General features: G+C 69.3%; 15 protein-coding genes. 6 read left to right on the top strand and 9 right to left on the bottom strand.

The features are described 5' to 3' along the window. The first annotated feature begins 29 nt into the window (after window positions 1-29). Both IE302_RS40960 and IE302_RS40955 read left to right on the top strand, forming a co-directional pair. The gene (locus IE302_RS40960) at window positions 30-650 is read left to right on the top strand and encodes a LysE family translocator (RefSeq protein ID WP_229908297.1); all 621 of its coding nucleotides are present in this window, start codon (window positions 30-32) and stop codon (window positions 648-650) included. 4 nt (window positions 651-654) lie between these two features. Beyond that, window positions 655-930 (top strand): hypothetical protein, encoded by a 276-nt coding sequence (locus IE302_RS40955; RefSeq protein WP_191259848.1) that lies wholly within the window; start codon window positions 655-657, stop codon window positions 928-930. A gap of 26 nt (window positions 931-956) precedes the next feature. Here the strand turns inward: IE302_RS40955 and IE302_RS40950 are convergent, their stop codons facing one another. The 3 genes from IE302_RS40950 to IE302_RS40940 all read right to left on the bottom strand — a co-directional run bounded on the left by IE302_RS40950 (window position 957) and on the right by IE302_RS40940 (window position 2,300). Next, the gene (locus IE302_RS40950) at window positions 957-1,268 is read right to left on the bottom strand and encodes a hypothetical protein (protein ID WP_191259847.1); all 312 of its coding nucleotides are present in this window, start codon (window positions 1,266-1,268) and stop codon (window positions 957-959) included. 115 nt (window positions 1,269-1,383) lie between these two features. Then, the gene (locus IE302_RS40945; RefSeq protein ID WP_229908296.1) at window positions 1,384-1,695 is read right to left on the bottom strand and encodes a LysR substrate-binding domain-containing protein; all 312 of its coding nucleotides are present in this window, start codon (window positions 1,693-1,695) and stop codon (window positions 1,384-1,386) included. A 233-nt stretch (window positions 1,696-1,928) separates the two neighbouring features. Continuing rightward, complete coding sequence (locus IE302_RS40940) at window positions 1,929-2,300, bottom strand: hypothetical protein (protein WP_191259846.1); 372 nt, start codon at window positions 2,298-2,300, stop codon at window positions 1,929-1,931. 223 nt (window positions 2,301-2,523) lie between these two features. Between IE302_RS40940 and IE302_RS40935 the strand changes: the two genes are divergently transcribed. From IE302_RS40935 to IE302_RS40925, 3 genes are all read left to right on the top strand, one after another. Next, window positions 2,524-3,513 carry a hypothetical protein gene (locus tag IE302_RS40935; protein ID WP_191259845.1) on the top strand — a complete coding sequence of 330 codons (990 nt, stop codon included), beginning with the start codon at window positions 2,524-2,526 and terminating at the stop codon, window positions 3,511-3,513. 108 nt (window positions 3,514-3,621) lie between these two features. Further along, window positions 3,622-4,743, top strand: coding sequence for a glycosyltransferase (locus IE302_RS40930; protein ID WP_191259844.1), 1,122 nt, complete (start codon window positions 3,622-3,624; stop codon window positions 4,741-4,743). Next, complete coding sequence (locus IE302_RS40925) at window positions 4,740-5,345, top strand: TetR/AcrR family transcriptional regulator (RefSeq protein WP_191259843.1); 606 nt, start codon at window positions 4,740-4,742, stop codon at window positions 5,343-5,345. Before IE302_RS40930 ends, IE302_RS40925 begins: the two co-directional genes overlap by 4 nt. Window positions 5,346-5,379: 34 nt before the next feature. On the opposite strand, the gene IE302_RS40920 is transcribed toward IE302_RS40925, so the two are convergent. The 5 genes from IE302_RS40920 to IE302_RS40900 form a co-directional block, all read right to left on the bottom strand. Then, a complete protein-coding gene (locus IE302_RS40920) occupies window positions 5,380-6,105 on the bottom strand; it encodes a hypothetical protein (RefSeq protein WP_229908295.1) in 726 nt (241 codons plus the stop codon). A gap of 255 nt (window positions 6,106-6,360) precedes the next feature. Beyond that, complete coding sequence (locus IE302_RS40915; protein WP_229908294.1) at window positions 6,361-7,551, bottom strand: FAD-dependent oxidoreductase; 1,191 nt, start codon at window positions 7,549-7,551, stop codon at window positions 6,361-6,363. Window positions 7,552-7,750: 199 nt separating this feature from the next. After that, window positions 7,751-9,346 carry a GAF domain-containing sensor histidine kinase gene (locus tag IE302_RS40910; RefSeq protein WP_191259841.1) on the bottom strand — a complete coding sequence of 532 codons (1,596 nt, stop codon included), beginning with the start codon at window positions 9,344-9,346 and terminating at the stop codon, window positions 7,751-7,753. Further along, window positions 9,343-10,044: a response regulator transcription factor gene (locus IE302_RS40905; RefSeq protein ID WP_191259840.1), complete on the bottom strand. Its 702-nt coding sequence runs from the start codon at window positions 10,042-10,044 to the stop codon at window positions 9,343-9,345. The genes IE302_RS40910 and IE302_RS40905 overlap by 4 nt, the downstream gene beginning before the upstream one ends. A gap of 93 nt (window positions 10,045-10,137) precedes the next feature. Then, entirely contained in the window at window positions 10,138-11,124 is a 987-nt protein-coding gene (locus tag IE302_RS40900) for an LLM class flavin-dependent oxidoreductase (protein ID WP_191259839.1), read from the bottom strand. 185 nt (window positions 11,125-11,309) lie between these two features. Here IE302_RS40900 and IE302_RS40895 point away from each other — a divergent pair, with 185 nt between their 5' ends. Further along, a complete protein-coding gene (locus tag IE302_RS40895) occupies window positions 11,310-12,077 on the top strand; it encodes a class I SAM-dependent methyltransferase (protein ID WP_191259838.1) in 768 nt (255 codons plus the stop codon). 79 nt (window positions 12,078-12,156) lie between these two features. On the opposite strand, the gene IE302_RS40890 is transcribed toward IE302_RS40895, so the two are convergent. Further along, window positions 12,157-13,704 (bottom strand): flavin monoamine oxidase family protein, encoded by a 1,548-nt coding sequence (locus IE302_RS40890; protein ID WP_229908292.1) that lies wholly within the window; start codon window positions 13,702-13,704, stop codon window positions 12,157-12,159. Window positions 13,705-14,197 lie beyond the last annotated feature (493 nt).

Raw genomic sequence — 14,197 nt, 5'->3', positions numbered from 1 at the left:
TTTTCGGCTGAACGACGCGGGGGGACCGCTTGACTGGCTTCACTTTGCTCACTTTCACGGCGGCGGCCGCGGTCATCGTCATCGTTCCGGGGCCGGATCAGGCTCTGCTGCTCCAGACGAGTGCCGCCGCCGGACGTCCGGCGGCGGTGCGCACCGCCGGCGGGGTCCTGCTCGGCATCGTCCTCTGGGGTGTCGCGTCGGTTCTGGGGCTGTCGGCGCTGCTGGCCAACGGCAGCGTGGCTTTCCAGGTCGTCACCGTGGCCGGCGCGCTCTACCTGGTCTGGCTCGGGATCACGGCCTTGCGTTCCGCGGTGTCGGCGGCGCCTCCGGCTCCGCGCCGCGAAGATCGCGGGAACTCGGGTTTCTTCCTGCGCGGGCTGCTGATGAATTGCCTGAACCCGAAGATCGGCCTGTTCTATCTGTCGATCCTTCCGCAGTTCCTCCCGGGCTCGGCCGCGTCGGCCCTGGGTGCCGAACTCGTGCTTTTCGCCATCTACGTCACGGTGAGCGCCCTGTGGTTGTTCGGGTTCGCGTTCGCCGCCGGAAGTCTCCACCCGTTCCTGAACCGGCCGCGCGTCAAGCGATCGTTGGATTCGGTGGTAGGCGTGATCTTGCTGGGACTCGGAGTCATGGCCTTGGTGGGAGTGTGACGGTGTGGTCATACGACAAGAGGAATCGCTCGTCGGGACCGGCAGCGAGGTGGGGCGTGCCGTCGACGCGGTCGAGCGGGCCCGGGGCGTGCTGAGAGTGTCCGGTGATCCGCTCATGGCCGCCGTCGACAGCGCGCTCACCTGCGCCGTTTCCCTGATCGAACTCCGGCAGCGCGGAACGGAGTGTGACATCGCCACGCTCCACAACGCGCTGGACGCTGCTCGTGCACTGGTGGGCGAAGTGACCTTCGCCGTTCGAGACAGCTATCCGGGCGCCTGATCGTGATGGCCTGCCGGCCATCACGATCAGGCGGGGCCGAAGGACTGCTCACCCAGTCGTGCGATCCAGCGCCGGGCCAGCTCGCACATGGCCGTCTCCGAGCCCCGTTCGTGTTCGGTGACGATGTCGCCTTTCCAGAGGATGGCGGCGACGAGGTCGTGCGCGATCGGCGTGAGGCCGATGACCCACGGGTCTTCGGGATCGGTGGCCCGGTACTCGGCCGTGACCCATCGCCGGCTCCTGGAACTCCGGGTGATCCGCCATTGCGGATCGAAAGCGAGCTCGTCGACGGAACGCGGGCGGTCGTCACACGCTTTCTTCGAATGCTCGTCGGACATACGCTCGACTTTCGCACATCCCGGCTTCGAATCAAGCTCGTATTCGAGCCGAAATGGGGGAAGTTGCGATAAAAGTGTCCCGCTTCTCCGCGATGGTGAGATTTTTTCCGGCGGCTTACTGTGATGCGGCCACGGAGTCCTGGTGCGGCTTGGCCTCCAGCGCGGCGGCCACGAACGACGCGACCAGCGGCCGGCGGTCCTGTTCGTTCCAGGCGAGTACCAGGCGGCTGAGTGGTGCGTCGATCACCGGGACGCACACCACGCCGGCGTTCATCGGCTCGATCAGTGAACGGGGCAGCACACCGATCATCCGGCCCACCTTGACCATGTCGACCAGCTGGACCACGTCGGCGACCTCGGGGCCGGTCCCGTCGCCACCGGGAACCCCCTTCCAGCGAGGCCTCGACTCACCCTCCAGATCGGACATCCGAAGCGAGGTCCGGCCGGCCAGCCGCGTTGTGTCCTCGGGTGTGTGAGAATGAGGACGTTGAATGTCCCTATTTCCACACACCTGTCACTCGCCGCTCCGGTCCGGCCCCAGCGCGGCCTGGCGGGTCGGCGGCGTTGTGAAGGCCACTTTCACAACGTTGAAGGTTGCGAAAGTGGCTTTCACAACATCCGAAGCAGGCACCCCGGCGAGCGGGCAGGACATTTTTCGCCTTACCCCTCAATACCCTGGCCCATCCGATCCTCGGTGAAGGCGGCAGTCATTTCGTAGGGCACGAGGGGACGGCGGGTCGCCCGCGCCCACCGCACGCCCGCGATCAGCATGGCTCGCGCGTTCCGGTCCGTGTCGAAGTGGTCGACTGACAACAATTCCCACACCAGACGGGCGCCACCGCGGGCCGCCTCGCCGCCCGCCGGGAGAACGGCGGCGGCCACGGCGGCGAGGAATTCGGCGGAATTCGCGGTGGCCTGCGCGTACATATTGTAGATCCGCCGTGGGTCATATCCGGGCGGCGGCCCGATCTCGTGCATTTCGACCCGGATGTAAGTGGTCACGAGTTCGACGATGTCGTGTGGAAGTTTCACGGCTTCCTCCTGTTCGGCTGGGGAGTCGCCGGGTGTCCGCACGGCGTTACGCAATTCGATCTTCTCCGCTCTCGCTGCCGTTCGGCGAATTCTGTAACGCGCCGGACCGGCGCGCGACTCTGCATCCAAGCGTCGGGAGGAATGGCATCCGCCCGCCAGGGAGGTAGTGATCGATGACCACGCCCGGCGGTTTCATCCACGTCCCCCGAAGGAGGGCGAACTGATGGCGGGCAACGGCGTCGCGGCGCCCACCTGGTCGGCGGACGTACCCCGGTCCGAGGCACGCGCACGCATGAGGGCTGCCCTCGGGGCGTGGATCAGGTCAGAGCCGTTGACGGCTCTGGCGGCGGAGTGGGGTGCGGCACCGCCACGCGATGTCAGCGACGACGATCTGTTCGGGTGGTTCGACAAGCTCTCCGACAAGCACTGGAACTTCCGGCGGGGTGCCGAACGCAACCAGGCGGTGCGCGCGAACCTGACGCCGGCTCAGAAGCGTGCCGCGGTGGCGACGGCGTCGGCGCTGGGCCTGGTCGAGCCGCGTCCTCCGAGCCGGCGGTACTACGACTACGTGCTCATCTTGGGCGGACTCGTCCGGGCGTGCCTCGTGCGGCCTGCCTATGCCGCGAAGCTCTCGCGCAGTGGTGTCGTCTTCGGCAACGTCACGGCGCTCGGCGGTTTCCGGCCACTCGCCGGTGACGAACTGGACCTCGCGTCCGCCCTGGGCATCGCGGCGGGCAACGAGATGGACGCCATACTGCTGGGGATGGCCCGGGCGTTCGACCTCAGGGGTGAGCCCGAGGTGAACCGGTCCGCGTCCGGGCGGACGGGCAACGGAGACTGGGCGGTCGCCCGGTTCCCGGGACGGCCCGACCTCTCGGTCGTCGCGGCGCCGTCCAGTGAACCCGCGGTGCGGAGAGCCAACACGGCGGACACGTTCGGCTGGTGGGCGGGGCCGCGGCGGCAGTCCTTGTGGAAGGCCCACGTTCTGCTCATCACCACCGCGATCTACGTTCCCTACCAGGAAGCCGGCGCGATCCGCACGGTGGCGATGCCCTACGGCGCGACGGTCGAGACGGTGGGAGTGCCCGCCGACATCGCCGATCTCGGGGCGCACACCCAGCCGTTCGGGCCGGACGACTACCTCCAGGAGATCCGTTCGGCCATCCGCGGCTATCGGGATCTCTTGCGGGACACGGCGACCGAGGACCAGTGATGTACCGGCCGGTCGCGGATCTCGACGCCCCGGTCCCGCGGGCGCCTCCGGTCGGCCTGTGACCCGCTTGCTAGATCATCTATTGGTTAGAGGGGTACTCTGATCAATATGCGAATCCTCTTCTCGAGTGTCCCGCAGCACGGTCACCTGCTGCCGTTGCTCCCGCTGGCACGCGCCTTCCGGGACCGGGGCCACGACGTGGCCGTGCTGACCGCCGCCGGGATGGCGCCGGTGCTCTCGGCGCAGGGCCTCGAACTGCTGGCCGCCGGTCCGTTGCCGGATGTGCTGTTCGCCGAGGTCGCGCGGCGTACCGGGGCCGACCCGGCGATGGATCCCACGCCCGAGTCGGTGGCCGAGTTCTTCGCGGGGACTCGTGTCGATCTGACCGCCGACGAGGCGCTCGCCGTCACCGCGGATTTCCGCCCCGATCTCGTCGTGGCCGAGCTGTGCGATTACGTGGGACCGCTGGTGGCGGCCTCGGCGGACGCACCGGTCGCGACCCTGGCCTTCGGGCCGCCGCTGCCGCCGCCGTTCACCGACGCGATGGACGCCATGGCGCGTTCACGGCACGAGTCGCGAGGGCTGCCGTGGCGGCCCCGAAAATGGCTCCTGGACACGTGGCCCGCGTCGATGCGCGCCGAGGAATGGCGGCAGCCGGAAGGATGGCTGCCGTTGCGGCCGGAGGCGTTCCGGGAGCCGGGCACCGAATCGGCGAAGCTCGCTCCGTCGTCGCGGCCCCGGGTGCTGGTGACGTTCGGGACTTTCTTCAGCAGGCCGGCACAACTCAGCCCGCTGCTGCGCGCATTGTCCACTTTGGACGTCGAGATCGTGGTGACGCTCGGGCTCGCCGCGCGGCCGGAGGAGTTCGACGTCGATGCTTCGCGGATCACGTTCGCCGGCTTCACGCCGATGGACGACCTGCTCGACGGCGTCGACGTGGTGGTGACGCACGGCGGCGCGGGCACGACGTCCGCCGCGCTGGCGAAAGCTGTGCCGCTGGTCGTGCTGCCGCAGGGCGCGGACCAGTTCTTCCAGGCCGAGCGGGTCGCCGCCGCCGGTGCGGGCATCGCCCTCATGCCGCCGTCGCAGACGCCGGAAGCGACGTTGGCCGCGGTCCGGACGGCGCTGGAGGAGGTGAACGTTCGCGAGTCCGTGCGCATGATCGCCAAGGAGATCGCGGCGATGCCCGCCGCGACCGAGGTGGTGGGGACGCTGGAAACGAAGCCGTGACAAGGCCGTACCACTCGCCGCGCCGCGCGCGGGACGCCGCCGAAACCCGGCGGGACATCCTGCGCGCGGCCACGGACCTGTTCTCCGCCAACGGGTACGCCCGGGTGACGGTCGCCGACATCGCCAAGGAGGCGGGCGTCGCGCCGCAGACGGTGTACGCGAGCACGGGTGGCAAGTCCGACGTGCTGCATCGCATCATCGGCGAATCGATCGAAAAAACGGACTCCGCCACCGTCGTCGAAGCCGTCCGTCGGACCGGCGATCTGGCGGAGGCGGTGGCGATGGTCGCGCACGGCACCCGGCTGGGGAACGAGAACTCCCAGCAGGTCATCGAGATCCTCTTCGCGGCGCTGCCGGTGCACGAGGACGGTGAGCTGCTCTGGCGCCAGAGCACGACCCCGTACCGGCAGGCGTTGACCTCGATCGCCGAAACCTTGCGGGACAAGGGCTTTCTGGCGGCCGACGTCTCGCACGCGACGGACGTGCTGTGGTTCTGCTTCGGGTTCAACGCGTGGCGGACCCTGGTCAAGGAGTGCGGCTGGACCTGGGACGAAAGCGAGCGGTGGCTGGCGAAGCAGGCCATCACGATCTTCGGCGGCTGACAGTACTCGCCGTCGGTCCTCGAAGCCTCCCGGGTCAGCCGCCGGTCCGCGACGAGGGATGGACGGGCGAGCCGAATTCGTAGAGTTCCAGAGGGACGGTGCGGATCGTCTTGGTCGCGGGGTCCAGCTGGCGGCAGGAGATGCCGGGCACGTGGATCCACTTGCCCTCGACCGACGAACTCGACGGCCGCCGCCGGGTGGAGTCGAAGGCGAACCGCACGTGCTCGGGCATGTCGCAGGCCGCGTACTCGGTGCCGTTCTGGTAGCGCAGCACGGCCTCGACCTGGTCGTGGATGATCGGCCCGGCGGTGGGTTCCGCGGTGTAGGAGACGATGCCCTGTTCACTGCGGCCGTCGGTCAACCCGTTGCCCTTGAACTTGATGTCGCGCAGGACGTAGTCGTTTTTCTCGCCGAGGTAGGTGACGGTACAGGTCAACAGAGTGGTGCGACCGGGGTCGAAGGCGGGGCAGGACGAGCGCGCCCCTGGATCGACGCGATGGGCGAAGTCGGTCACCTTCTTCAGTGCTTCCCAGGCGATCCGCTCTCGCAGTGGCGCGGAATCCGCCGGCTTGGGAGGCAGGCCGCTCAGGTCCGGCTCGGGATATACAGCCGGGATCTTTCCTTGGCGCAGCGAAGAAAGATCGACAGCCGGTGTCGTGCTCGTGGGTGCCGTCGTCGTGACCGCCGGAGACGACGGCGGAGTGGAGGGCGGTGGAGCGGCAGGACCGCCACACGCGGTGGCGAGCAAGAGCAGCGCCATTCCGGCGCCGAGAACGCCCGATCCGTTCAGGAATGCGTTCCGTATCGGAAACGGTCGTCGCGTCAGCATGAGATCCCCCGTCGGCGCGCGACCGGACGAATCGGTGACGAAGCCGAATTCGTCCGGTCGCCGGTTCCGCGTTCTTCTCGTTTCGAATTCCGTGGACTGTTCACATCAGGGTTTCGCCGGGGGTCTCCGGGACGCCACCGGAAAAATGCCGCCATGCGCTTTTCCGGGCGGCCCTTGGCTTCCCGCTCACTCGGGAAGCGGGTCCTCCCCGAGTATCCGCACGCCGTTCGCCGACGAACGCTTCACCGCGTCGAACCCCTTCTCGATCATGTCCCGTTCGTAGTCCCGCACCAGGTCCACGAGCGGGGTTCCCGGTGTGGCACGGGCCAATGAGGTGGAAAGCGCGGCCGCGTCGCGCAACGCCATGTTCGCTCCGGCACCGGCCGCCGGGCTCATCGCGTGGACGGCGTCGCCGAGCAGGGTGACGGGGGAACTCGGCCACGGCGGCACGGGGACGCTGCCGCGCACCGTGATCGGATACAGCGTCGACGTGTCCCAGTCCGCGACGACGCGCCGCAGCAAGGGATGCCATCCGCCGAGCTGTCCGAGCACGACCTCACGCAGCCGTTCGCCGGACGCCGTGAGCAGTTCCTCGTCGGACAGGCCCAGCGACTCGCGGCGCCGTCCGAACATGACCGCGAGGCTGTCCTCGGCCGGATCCAGCTCCACTCGGGAGGCCAGCCGGGCCGCGGCCGCGCGGGGCCGTTCCCGGTACTCGACCGGCGCGATGCCGAGGAACCGTCGTCCCGGTCCGACGACGGAGTTGAAGACACTGGACATCGCGGGCGGCAATTCCGCGCGCAGGGCGGGCGTCAGCGGAACCCGCCCGTAGATCAACCGCGCACCGGAGTCGATCACGCGGGCGTGCGGGAGGCGCTGGGACCGGATCACCGACCCGACGCCGTCGGCGGCCACCAGCAACGTTCCCCGCGCGGTGCCGCCGTCGGAGAAGAAGGCCGTGACGGTGTCCCCGTCGGCCTCGTGACCGACACACCGCCTGCCGAATTCGACGACCTCGTCCAGGCCGTCGAGGAGGACCTGGCGCAGGATGCGCCGGTCGATGACCACATGCGACGGCATGACGTCGTCCGGCACCGGATCCTCGTCCAGTGCGAACACCCCGGCCGGACGCAGCCGCTCGTCGAAACCGCTCACCCGCGGTGCCGGACGGCCCGCCATCGCCCCGAGGAGCGCGAACAGGTCCGGCGGCAGTGTGGCCGCGAGTGCCCGGCGGCCGTTCGCGTCGAGGTGGAGGCGATGCCCCTGCGCGCGGGCCACCGGCGAGGCGTCGCGTTCGTAGACGGCGGTGCTGATGCCCGCGCGGCGCAAGCCCTGAGCCAGGCAGAGACCGCCCAAGCCCGCGCCGATCACGAGCACGTGCGCGGTGGTGGACGGGGAAGGTGATGAGAAGGGAGCCAAAACAGACCTCGCCATGGTCGAAGACGACTCCCACCTCCCCGCCACGGCGTGGCGGGGAACCTGTCAGCGAGGCCAAAGCCCATGAGGGCTCAGTGAGCCCTCCGGTGAGGAGACACGACAAGGGTACATCGTCCACAAAGGACTCTCGCGAAGCCGTTCAGCGGCCTCGGCGCGGCAGCGTCACTTCGACGGTCGTGCCCTCGTCGAGCACGCTGGTGAACGCGAGCCTGCCGCCCATCGCCTCGGTGAGCCCCTTCGCGAGCGGCAGGCCGAGCCCGACGCCTTGCCCGGAGTCGGCGCCGAGCCGGTCGAACGGGGTGAACAGCCGGTCGAGGTGTTCCGGCGCGATACCGCAGCCGCTGTCGGCGACGGTGATGACCACCGCGTCCGCTTCGGCCCGGGTGGTGATCGCGACGGTTCCGCCCGCCCTGTTGTAGCGGACGGCGTTCCCCGCGAGATTGAGCAGGATCTGCTTGAGCCTCCGCTCGTCGCAGTGCGCCGTGCTCGCGCCGCTCTCGTCGCGGAAGCGCACCCCTTCGGCGTCGGCGAGCGGTTCCAGCAGGCTCAGGACCTCGGCGACCACCGTCGGCACGTCGATGTCCGCCGGGTGCAGCGGCAGGGCGCGGGCTTCGATCCTGGCGATGTCCAAGACGTCGTCCACCATCGCCAGGATGTGCCCCGCCGCGCCGTTGATGTGCTCCAGCGCCGCCCGGCGGCGTTCCGGGGGCAGGTCGAGCGACCCGAGCAACTCGGTGAACCCGGTGACGGCCTGCAGGGGCGTGCGGAGTTCGTGGCCGAGCGCGGCGACGAAGTCGGTCTTGGCGCGGCTGGCCCGCTCGGCGGCCTGGCGTGCGACGTCCGCTTCGTGCCGTCCCCGGCGTTCGCGTTCGGCGGCGCGCCGCTGGGTGACGTCCAGGACGTTGGCGATCAGCCGGACCGGCATCCCGTCGGGCCCGGCCACCGGTGACACCGAGACGACGACGTCGAGCGTCCGGCCGTCGGGATGGCGCAGCGTCGCCTCGTAGGGGGCCGGTGGTGTGCCCGCCGGGGAGAACAGCTCGGCGAGCCGGACCCCGGTCAGTTCGTGTTCCGAGCGCCCGAGCAGCCGGCGCAGCGCCTGGTTGGTCCTGGTGACCGCCCCGCCGGGATCGGTGATCGCCATGCCGATCGCGTTGTCGTCGAACGCCCGCCGGAACCGCTCCTCGCTGTCGGCGAGCGCGCCGAAGAGGATGTCGTGGTCGATCGCCACCGACGCGAGGTGGGTGAGCCGGTCGACCAGATCCTGTTCGCGAGGCGTCGGCTGATGAGGCCGCTCGTGGTACACGGCGAAGGTGCCGACGACGTTGTCCCGCCCGCGGATCGGCGTCGACCAGCAGGCCCGCAGTCCGTGCGCTCCCGCCAGCTCGCGGTAGCCAACCCACCGCGGGTCGGTGGTGACGTCCTCGGCGACGATCGGGATTCCCAGGAACGCGGCCGTGCCGCAGGATCCCGCGTCGCGGCCGATGGGGAGTCCGTCGATACCCGAGGAGTAGGCCGCCGGGAGCGAGGGCGCGGCGCCGTGGCGCAACGTCGCCGATTCGAGGTCGAGCAGCAGGATCGAGCAGTGGCAGCCCGGCATGAGCCGTTCCAGGGTGATCGCGACCTCGGTCAGCACTTCGGTCAGCGGCGCGCCGCCCGCGATGCGTTCGAGGACACCGGACTGCGTCCGCAGCAACGCTTCGGTGTCGGCGGTGGCCCCGGTCGTCCGGGTCATGGCTCGAACCGGTAGCCGACGCCGCGGACCGTCCGTACCGGCCCCGGCCCGATCTTCTGGCGCAAGCGGTGGACGTGCTCGGTCACGGTCGCCTCACCCTGCCATTCCGCGGCGCTCGCCCAGACCCGTTCGAGCAGCTGCGCGCGGGTGAACACCTGCCGTGGGTGGGCCGCCAGGAACGCCAGCAGGTCGAACTCCTTGGCGGTCATGGTGAGCTCCTTGCCGTCGAGGAACACTTCGCGCGCGGCGTGGTCGAACCGCAGCCCGGCCGCGGTCACCGGCGGGGTGGGCGCGGCCCGCCGCAGCACCGACCGGACGCGTGCCGCCAGTTCGCCGGGGGAGAAGGGTTTGACGAGGTAGTCGTCGGCGCCGAGGTCGAGCCCGACGATCCGGTCGGTCTCCCCGCTGCGCCCGGAGAGCACGATCACCGGCAGCGTGGCGTGCGCGCCGCCGCGCAGGCGCCGCAGGACGTCCAGCCCGCCGACCCCGGGCAGCGCGAGGTCCAGGATGACCAGGTCCAGCCGTTCCCGTTCGATGGTTTCGAGGGCGCGCCTGCCGTCGGCCGCCTCGGTGACCCGGAAGCCCTCGGCCTCCAGCTGCCAGGCCACGACGGTCCGCACCCGCGGATCGTCGTCGACGACGAGAACCAGGCGTCCGGCGGCCTCGCGGCCACCGGACAGCGTCCCATGGGCGTCCATCGCGGGCTCCTTCGCCGACGTCCGGCCGCCGCGCCGCGACCGACACCCATGGTGCCTCACCTGCGGTGCGGCGGCCAGATCAGCGAGCCGTGCCTAGGCGGCCTCGACCTTCGGCATGATCTCCTCGGTCAGCCGCTTGAGGTCGTCGAGGGTCTTGGACGTCGGCACGTCCCGGAACGGCGGCCACAGCAGCGGCATCGTCAGCCCGGCCTCCTTGTAGCGCTTGAGGATGTCCTCGATCTGCCGGGCGCTGCCCGCCAGCAGGTTCGTGCTCTTGCCCGCCGGCGTCTGGTCCATCGGCTCGTCGGTGATGACGAACCAGATCATGCTGCACATCTCGAAACCGTCCGGGAACCCGCGGCCGAGCTCGCCCAGTTCGCGTTCCATCTCCCCCTTCCAGCGCTTGATGTCCTCGGGGGTGTCCTGGATGCCGATCCAGCCCTGCAGGCCGTATTTCGCGATGCGCTTGGCCGACCGCTTCGGGTCCTTCAGACCGGAGAAGAAGATCGGCGGCGGCTGCTGGATCGGTTTGTGGCCGAAGCCCGACAGCGGGAAGTCCGCGAACTCGCCGTGATACTCGAACAGGTCGTTGGACCAGATGCCCTGCATGATCTCGATCGTCTCGCGGACGTGGGCGTGGCGGCGCGGGAACAGCTGCGGGACGCTGGCGGCGGCGAACTCCTCGGGCATCCAGCCGGAGCCGATACCGACGTTGAGCCGTCCGCCCGACAGGTGGTCCTGGGTGGCGAGCTCGGCCGCCAGCACGCCGGGGGAGCGGTACGGGGTGTCGATGATGCTCATCCCGATCCGGACCTTCGTCGTCTTCGCGGCGAGCCACGGGATCAGCGTCATGCCCTGGAACCATTTGCCGCGCGAGACGACCGGCAGGGCGTTGGGCAGGTCGGTCATCATGCCGAACGGATACGTCAGTTCGGCGCGGTCGGAGGTCTCCGGGACGACGATCCGGTCGAGCGTCCAGACGGAGTCGAAGTCGAGGTCCTCGGCGAGGGCGGTGAGGTCTTCGAGCTCCTTGACGGTCACTTCGTCGCGGAAGTTGGGAAGGTAGAGAGCGAGCTTCATGCGTCCGGCCTCCTGGAGACGTCATCGTCGGGCCGATCGTGCCGAGCCGGCCTCAACGCGAGCACACGCGAATATCAAATCCCGGACAACGGCGCGGCTGCGCCCGCCTTCAGGAGGACCGATACGGTTCGCGGACCGGCTCGCCGAAGAGGCGGCCGCAGGGGGCCGAACCATCAGGGGAACAGATGAGTGAATCGCTGGACGAGACGGTCGCGGGCGTCATGGCGAGGGTGAGCACCAGCATCGCCGACGGCGACAGCATGTTCGCCGGCAACAACACCGAGCACTACATGAGCGTGTCCAGGGACGCGTTGCGCGCCGTGCTCGCCGCGCTGCAGGTCACCGGACGGCCGGAACCCCGGCGGGTGCTGGACTTCGGGTGCGGTTACGGCCGGGTGATGCGCTCACTGCGGGCCGCTTTCCCGTCGGCCGAGCTGATCGCGTGCGACATGGACCCGGCGGCACTGGCCAGCTGCGCCGGGGCGTTCGGCGCACGGGCGGTCGCCGGTGCCCCGGACGTCGGCGACATCGAGCAGATCACCGACGTGGACCTGCTCTGGTGCGGTTCGGTGCTCACCCATCTCGACGCCCCGGCCTGGGGCCCGCTGCTGCGCTACTTCTCTCGCGCGCTGGCTCCCGGCGGTGTCGCGGTGGTCACCACGCACGGCCGCCGGATGGCGATGCGCGCCGAGGCGGGCAAGGACTACGGACTGGACGCGCGGGCCACCGACCGCATGCTCGCCGCGTACAAGGCCTGCGGTTTCGGCTACAACGACTACGCGGGCAACGACGGATACGGCATCTCGCTCAGCTCGCCCGGCTGGGCGGTGCAGCGCGCGCTGGAGGCGCCCGATCTGCGCCTCGCCGGGTACGACGAGGCCGCGTGGGATCGCCATCAGGACGTGATGGTGCTGGTCAAGGACGCCACCGCGACGCTGAAGGCGGACCTGTGAGCGGTGTCCCCGGAGCCCGTCGCGAACGCCGCTTTCGGGACGTCTGACGTCTCGGAAGCGGCGTTCGCGACACGTCGGGTCAGTGGGACAGGACGCGCTCGTGCAAGCGGCCGACCACGAGCCGGGCCGACTCGAACGCGCCGGCCTGCCAGCCGGTCAGATGGCTGAGCCAGTCACCGGTGAAGTACACCCGGCCGGCGGGCTCGCCGAGCAGCCGGTACGCCGGAGTGCCCACCGGGGGAACGGCCCAGGCGCTTTCGATGTGCGGGATGAGCTGCCAGGCCACCGAGAACGAGTTCGTCAGTTCGGTGCGGTGCTTCTCGCCGTGGACCTTGACGCCCTGCGCCACCGCCCGCCGCACCCGTTCGCCCGGGCTGAGATTCCCGTACTTCCTGGCGTGCTCGTCGTAGAAGTAGTTCAGCAGAAGTCCGCGCCGGCCGTGGAAACCGTGCGACGGGTACCAGAGGTGCTCGATGTCCAGGTCGGTTTCGGTGATCCCGCCATAGATCCGGTAGTCCGTTTCCCACCACCGGCTTCGGTATTCCAGGCCGATCTTCGCGGCCGCGTCGATCCGCCACGCGCGCAGCGCGTTCTGCACGTCCGCGCCGAGATTGTGCGGAATCCTGGCCAGGACATGCGGCGGGAGGGCCGCGACGCAGTAGTCGGCGGTGATCCGTCGCTGCTCGCCGTCCGCGTCGCGGTAGGCGACGGTGATGTCGTCCGGCCCGCCGGTGATCCGGGTGACGACGTGGCGCAGCCGGATCCGATGCCCGCCGATCTCGCGGGCCAGTGCCAGCGGGATCCGGTCCATGCCACCGACCGGCTGGAACATCAGCATCGCCTGGTCGTAGTCGAACTCGAAGGAGAAGTACTGGCCGACGCCGTTCGCGAAAGTCTTCGACAGCGAAGGGACCGGGCCGAGCGGCACGCCCGCCTGATCGCCCGCGCCCGGATCGACCGAGTAACCGCGGCGCGGGGTACCGGTGTAGCGCCGGTTCCCCGCGTTCCCGCCGATCGCGCCCCAGTCCCGCAGGAAGTCCAGCAGCCGTTCCTTGTCCGCCTTGGTGAGTTCGCCGTCCAGCGCGCGCCGGTCGGTGGCCTTGGCGAGCAGTTCGCTGACGTACCCGTACACGTCCGCCTTGGCCGTCCGGTACCGGACCGGCTCCCGCATTCCGGCCGCTTCGTTGTAGAGGAAGGCGTTGGCGTTGGTATTGGTGAAAACCTCGATCGGAACGCCGAGTTCACGGCAGTAATCGAGGGTGACCATCCATTGCGCGATCCGGCCGGGGCCGGTGTTCATGTAGACGTCGTCACTGAAGCGGGCGGTCTGCCGTTCACCGCGTATGTCGGTTTGCACCGTGCCGTCGCGGGCGGTGAAGTTCCGCCCGCCGACCCGGTCCCTCGCCTCCAGAATCGTGCAGTCATAACCCGCCTTGCCCAACTCGTAGGCAATGGTCAGGCCGGCGATTCCACCGCCCAGGATCACCACTTTCGCCGTACCGCGCCCGGAAAGCGTGAAATCCGAACGCCGGGGCGGCCGGTAAGGGACACCCGCCTGTGCCGTCGGTGCCAGCCCCAACGCCCCCATGGTCGCGAGCAAGGTGCCCGCCCCGCCCGCGATCCCCACCGCGGAAAGGAAATCCCGTCTTCGTAAACCTGGTCTCCAGCCTGAATCAGTCATCGAAAAATCGCCCCTCCGGTGAATGTTCTCCGAATTCCGGAATTCCATCGGCCGCGAAACGCGGGCCTGGTGAATCCGATCCCCTTGCACCTCGTATTCACGAGAACGAGTGCCACCCGTGACCGTACTCCGGATTGTTTCGCGCCCTCAATACGACATTCGGGCAGCCGAATGGACGGGTATTCGGATCGGCCCGGATTTCTGTGCCTGCCGTAGATTCACGACCGGATCGCTGCTGATTTCGGTGGAGCGGTTCAGCTCTCGACCTTGACGTGCGGGCGGGCGGTCGCGCCCCCGTGGCATGGACATCCCGGCTCGCCGCAGCGCACCGGTGGCCGGGCTGTCGTACGAGAATCACCTTTGTCCCGGCCGGTTGGCCATTCCTGACCGGCCTACGGTGAGCTTGAAAGTGTTTGTGAGAGCGGGATTCCCGGCTTTA

The organism is Amycolatopsis oliviviridis, assembly GCF_014654365.1.
In the GTDB taxonomy this organism is placed as follows: Bacteria; Actinomycetota; Actinomycetes; order Mycobacteriales; family Pseudonocardiaceae; genus Amycolatopsis; species Amycolatopsis oliviviridis.
The sequence above is the reverse complement of the archived record's forward strand: the minus strand, read 5'-3'. Positions and strand labels throughout refer to the sequence as shown.

Excerpts from the sequence above, each read along its gene's own strand:
- IE302_RS40950 (WP_191259847.1), bottom strand. The coding sequence starts at position 1,268 with ATGTCCGACGAGCATTCGAAGAAAGCGTGTGACGACCGCCCGCGTTCC.
- IE302_RS40945 (WP_229908296.1), bottom strand. The coding sequence starts at position 1,695 with ATGTCCGATCTGGAGGGTGAGTCGAGGCCTCGCTGGAAGGGGGTTCCC.
- IE302_RS40935 (WP_191259845.1), top strand. The coding sequence starts at position 2,524 with ATGGCGGGCAACGGCGTCGCGGCGCCCACCTGGTCGGCGGACGTACCC.
- IE302_RS40930 (WP_191259844.1), top strand. The coding sequence starts at position 3,622 with ATGCGAATCCTCTTCTCGAGTGTCCCGCAGCACGGTCACCTGCTGCCG.
- IE302_RS40920 (WP_229908295.1), bottom strand. The coding sequence starts at position 6,105 with ATGGCGCTGCTCTTGCTCGCCACCGCGTGTGGCGGTCCTGCCGCTCCA.
- IE302_RS40910 (WP_191259841.1), bottom strand. The coding sequence starts at position 9,346 with ATGACCCGGACGACCGGGGCCACCGCCGACACCGAAGCGTTGCTGCGG.
- IE302_RS40905 (WP_191259840.1), bottom strand. The coding sequence starts at position 10,044 with ATGGACGCCCATGGGACGCTGTCCGGTGGCCGCGAGGCCGCCGGACGC.
- IE302_RS40900 (WP_191259839.1), bottom strand. The coding sequence starts at position 11,124 with ATGAAGCTCGCTCTCTACCTTCCCAACTTCCGCGACGAAGTGACCGTC.
- IE302_RS40895 (WP_191259838.1), top strand. The coding sequence starts at position 11,310 with ATGAGTGAATCGCTGGACGAGACGGTCGCGGGCGTCATGGCGAGGGTG.